The organism is Oleiphilus sp. HI0132 (genome assembly GCF_001635845.1).
The window spans coordinates 1-5,180 of sequence record NZ_LWGJ01001095.1 but is presented as its reverse complement, the minus strand read 5'-3'; the positions used below and the strand labels follow the sequence as shown (position 1 = coordinate 5,180).

Annotated in this window: 3 protein-coding genes; 2 read left to right on the top strand and 1 reads right to left on the bottom strand. The window is 44.5% G+C overall.

Annotated features, from left to right (window positions below; genetic code table 11):
- The coding region (locus A3766_RS14360) for a methyl-accepting chemotaxis protein (protein ID WP_068642402.1) at positions 1–3,508 on the top strand (3,508 nt) is incomplete at its 5' end.
- A gap of 101 nt (positions 3,509–3,609) precedes the next feature.
- Positions 3,610–4,539 (top strand): class I SAM-dependent methyltransferase, encoded by a 930-nt coding sequence (locus A3766_RS14355; protein WP_068511800.1) that lies wholly within the window; start codon positions 3,610–3,612, stop codon positions 4,537–4,539.
- Between the two features lie 33 nt (positions 4,540–4,572).
- Here the strand turns inward: A3766_RS14355 and A3766_RS14350 are convergent, their stop codons facing one another.
- A complete protein-coding gene (locus tag A3766_RS14350) occupies positions 4,573–5,049 on the bottom strand; it encodes a hypothetical protein (RefSeq protein WP_068554364.1) in 477 nt (158 codons plus the stop codon).
- Between the last annotated feature and the right edge of the window lie 131 nt (positions 5,050–5,180).

Sequence of the window (5,180 nt, the reverse complement as noted above, 5' to 3'; positions counted from 1 at the left end):
TCACAGCTACCTACAGACTATCAAACATGAGCTTAAAGCTTTCTCTGCAAGCCATAGTGTCGTCGACTCAGCTGAAGGCTTCATCGCTAGCTATGATGATTTTCCTAAAACCGTCAGTAGCAACGAAATATCTGACAAGTTAGAAGATTATTACACCGGGCAATTTGGTGCCACCTATGCCGAGAGCAATCCAGGCTCTTCATTATCTCCCGGCAATTTACTTAACAGCATTAGCGATAAAGCCCGTTTAATGCAATATCACTTCATTGCAGACAACGCTAACCCCTTAGGTCAAAAAGATGCCTTAGACTCACTCGACTTTAGCTCCGATTACAATGAGGTACACAAAGAGTATCACCCGGAGTTTAGAAAGCACCTTAACGAATTCCAATATTACGACATCTTTTTGATCGATATTGACTCAGGCGAGATTATTTACTCCGTTTTCAAAGAGCTCGATTACGCCACCTCTTTACTTACCGGGCCTTATAAAAATAGTGACTTAGCTAAAGTCTATAAAGAAGCTGCCAACGCAAGTGACCCTGACCACATTGCCTTTACTTCTTTTCAGTCTTATACGCCATCTTATGAAGCTCCTGCCTCCTTTATGGCAAGCCCTGTGGTAAATAAACAAGGTGAGAAAATCGCCGTTTTGGCTTTTCAAATGCCTATCGATGAGCTGAACCGAATCATGACCCATAACGAACAATGGGAAAAGTCTGGTATGGGCTATTCAGGCGAAACTTACCTGGTTTCTCAAGAATTCAAAGCTCAGAGCAAGAGCCGCTTCTTGGTTGAAGACAAAGAGAACTTCTTAAGCGCGCTTAAAGAGAGTGGCGTAAACGAGAAGACGCTTAAGCAAATTGATCTTAAAAACACCAACATTGGCTTCCAAGAAATCCGTACTCCCGGTGTAGAGAAAGCCTTACGGGGCGAAAGTGGCTTTGATATCTTTCCAGACTACCGAGGCGAAGAAGTTCTCTCTGCTTATGGTCCTCTAGAGTTTGAAGGTAGCCGATTCGCACTGCTATCAGAAGTCGACTACGCTGAAGCGCATGCTTTTGCAGGGGATATGATTCGCTCCTTTGCCATATCGGTATTCATTATTGCTGCCATTATTCTGTCTATCGTTGCTTATATCGCTTGGGCATTTTCCAAATCTCTTTCTACTCGCCTCAATACCGCTGTCGAAGTTTCCAATGCCGTTGCCAAAGGCGAAAGAGTTCATATCGAACAAAGCTCTCAGCAAGATGAAATCAGCGACCTAATGAGCGCTCTAGATCGCATGCAAACAGAATTGATTGGCGAATTCGAGCGCCGAGCAGAAGAAACCAGCCGTGTGACTAGCGCCCTGAAAGTTGCCAATACCAACCTGATGATGGCAGATAATGACCTTAACATCATCTACCTCAATAATGCGGTCGAAAAAATGTTTAAGGATGCTGAGTCAGACCTTCGCAAAGACTTACCTAAGTTCTCTGCCGATAACTTGATGGGTGTAAATATTGATGTTTTCCACAAGAATCCGGCTCATCAAAGACAGTTACTAGCCAGCTTAACGCAAAGCTATGAAAGTACTGCCAAAGTCGGTGGCCGCAGCTTCAGAATTGTTGCCAACCCTGTTGAAAGCGAGAACGGCAACCGTTTAGGTACTGTTGTTGAATGGGTAGACGAAACAGAGATGCTCGCCAAGCAAGCGCAGGAAAGACAAGAGGCTGCTGAAAATGTACGCCTGAAACAAGCTCTTGATAACGTAAGTGCTAACGTAATGGTTGCAGACGCCGAGCGAAACATCGTCTATATGAATGATGCCGTACTTGAAACACTTAAAATCGCGGAAGAAGATATTCAACAAGTACTTCCACAGTTTGATGCCAACAATTTACTTGGGCAATCAATTGATATCTTCCATAAAAACCCAAGCCATCAGAAAGAGCTACTAGAGAATCTAAGCGCTCAACACAAAGCCAATATTCAAGTTGGTCGACGCCATATGGAGCTATCAGTCAACCCGGTTAAGACCGAGTCCGGTGACCGTGTCGGTACAGTTGTTGAATGGAAGGATAACACTGAAGCATTGATAAAACGTGAGAATGAGTTACGCGTAGCAAACGAGAATGCTCGCTTAAAAGAAGCATTGGAGAATGTCAGCGCCAATGTGATGGTCGCCGATTATGATCGTACCATTGTCTATATGAACCCTGCGGTCATCAAAACACTCAAAAATGCAGAAGCGGCAATTAAATCAGCCCTACCCAACTTCGATACCGATAACTTATTGGGCCAGAGTATTGACCAATTCCATAAGAACCCGAACCATCAAATCAATGTGCTTGATAACTTGAGCGGCGAACACCAGGCTCATATCGAAGTCGGTGGCCGCCACATGGAGTTGCGCGTTAATGCCGTTGCGAATGAAGCTAAAGAGCGCATCGGAACAGTCGTTGAATGGTTCGACCGTACCAATGAGGTCATGATTCAGCAAGAAGTTGATAACATCGTAAACGCTGCAAGAGCTGGTGACTTGTCTCAGCGAATCGCTATAGCCGGTAAGGAAGGCTTCTTCAAGCAATTGAGTACAGGACTAAATGACGTACTCGATAATACCGACACCTTCATTTCTGATATGAGCAAGCTCTTTGAAGAAATGGCTGAAGGTAATTTGAGTCAGGCACTCTCTACTAATTACCAGGGTGATTTTGAGAATATCGCTAACAATGCTAATGCCACGCTTAGCAAATTGAGTTCTGTTCTAAGTGAAATCATGGGCATATCAAGCTCTGTAAATGAGTCCGCTAATGAGATCTCACAAGGCAGCGTCGACCTAAGCAACCGAACAGAAAGCCAGGCCAGCTCTCTGGAAGAAACCGCTGCCAGCATGGAAGAAATTACCAGTACGGTGAAAGAAAGCGAGAAGAACTCAGACGATGCAAACTACGAAGCTAACGATGCTCGTGTGAAAGCCGAGTCAGGCGGACAAGTTGTTAATCAGGCGGTTGAGGCGATGAAAGAAATTTCTGAATCCAGCAACAAGATTAATGACATTATCGGCGTCATTGATGAGATAGCTTTCCAAACTAACTTATTGGCACTTAACGCAGCTGTGGAAGCCGCAAGGGCAGGTGAACACGGACGTGGTTTTGCAGTGGTGGCAGGTGAAGTTCGAACCTTGTCCCAACGCTCCGCCAGTGCCGCGAAAGAGATCAAAGACCTTATTCGCGACAGTGTCAATAAAGTCGAGTCAGGCTCAATGTTAGTCAATCAGACAGGTGAAACCTTAAATGGCATCGTCCACTCCGTAGAGCAAGTTGCACGCCGTATAGAAAGCGTCAATGTTGCTGCCAAAGAACAATCTAACGGAATTGGACAGATCAACCAGGCCATTTCGCAAATGGATGAGATGACACAACAAAACGCAGCCTTGGTTGAAGAAACTGCCGCTGCGTCAAGGTCTATGAGTGACCAGGCGAGTAAGATGCAACAATTGGTTCGTTTCTTCAGAACCTAGTCTGTCTGTGGCATAATTCGCAGCCTAAACCGAAAGGGGAGTCATTTGACTCCCCTTTTTTTGCACCAAAGTCTCAAACCTAGATAAAAACGAACCACTATATGTCAGCACAAACGAACGATATTCTTCAACAAGAACTACTTAGCAATCTATCTCGCTACCAAGATAGAGCGGCTCGCGTTTTCCATGGCAGAGGTAAATACTTTGAAGCGCTAAGCAGTCTGAATATTGAGTGGTACCCGCCCTATTTATTTGTGCAAAACTTTTCAGAAAGTCTTAGTGATGATATCGCCGCAAGTCTCAAAAAAGTATTTGACAACAATCTGTATATTTCAGCGATCATCATACAAACACGCAGTTGGCCTGAGTTAGAAACATCTATTCTCTACCAACGAAGCGAGTGTGAACTCCCGATTGAGCATACCGCTAAACTGAGCGACAAGCTTAAAAGCCATGTGAGCCTAGGAAAAAACCGAAACACCGGCGTGTTCCTGGATATGCGTGCAGGTTGGCAATGGGTTGAAGAAAATGCACAGGACAAGTCTGTGTTGAACCTGTTCTCTTATACCAGCATATTTTCCTTGTTTGCCCTAGAAGGTGGCGCCAAGAAAGTTATTAATATGGATATGTCTGCTGGCGCACTCCGAACAGCTCAGCGTAATCATAATCTCAACGGAATCAGTCAGGGTAAAGCGAATTTTGTAAAACGGGATATATTGAAGTCACGCAAACAATTTTCTTCTTACGGCCCCTTTGACTTGATTATTACCGATCCCCCGCCCTACCAAAAAAAGGCCTTTCGAGGCTGGCAGGACTACAAGCGACTACTTGGCTGGTGCAAGGATTGCCTGAACGAGAATGGCACTTTACTTGTCAGTCTCAACAATCCGCATGTTACACATCAGCAGTTTAAAGATGAACTGGGCGACTGTTTCCCAGAAACCAAAGAAATGACCATCATAGATAGCTGTGCAGAGATCAAAGAAAACGACCCTAGCAAAGGCTTAAAACTCATTGCAGTGAGCTTATAATATAGAGAGGGCAAATCACCTAAACTGAGTCAGCTATTCTTCTATTACATCGATGGTGTAAGAAAGGAAGCGCTCTCCTTCACCGGCCCCGGATTTCAATATCACGGTAAAGCCAATAAATAAGTCTTCGCCACTGCCAGGAGAAGGCAAACCTGTAACGGGAGGTTTTTTATACGTGACGCCCTGATACTTCAGCTTAAAGTTCTTTAGCACAATCTTAGGATCGTCCTCAGTACTCATCACATCAATCGTAATTGACTGCTCAGTATCGCTAGAGATTCTATAGTGACCCGATACCGCATGACCGCCGACAATATCAGCATTGGTCGCAGCAGCTAAGTTTCCGTTTGGCTTTAAGACTATTTTCTTACGTGCATCAGGTATTAAAGCTAAAGGTAATTCTGCCTGCTGCAGTTCTTCAATTATGACCTGTGCTTGAACCCTAAACGATAAGGCACTGCACAAAAGTATAAGGGCACCCACTACAGGTATTGTTTTATTTATCTTCATATCTTTCTGTATGTGTACCGGCATATCACCAGCAGAACGTTAATCCTTTATAGTCCGCTCTCAATTCTACCAACCTGAGTTTTCAATGTACCCAGAGAACGAATCGAACACCCACAACCCGCATTCACATC

Bases quoted from the DNA above. Each gene is read 5' to 3' on its own strand.
- A3766_RS14355 (WP_068511800.1), top strand. From the start codon at position 3,610: ATGTCAGCACAAACGAACGATATTCTTCAACAAGAACTACTTAGCAAT.
- A3766_RS14350 (WP_068554364.1), bottom strand. From the start codon at position 5,049: ATGAAGATAAATAAAACAATACCTGTAGTGGGTGCCCTTATACTTTTG.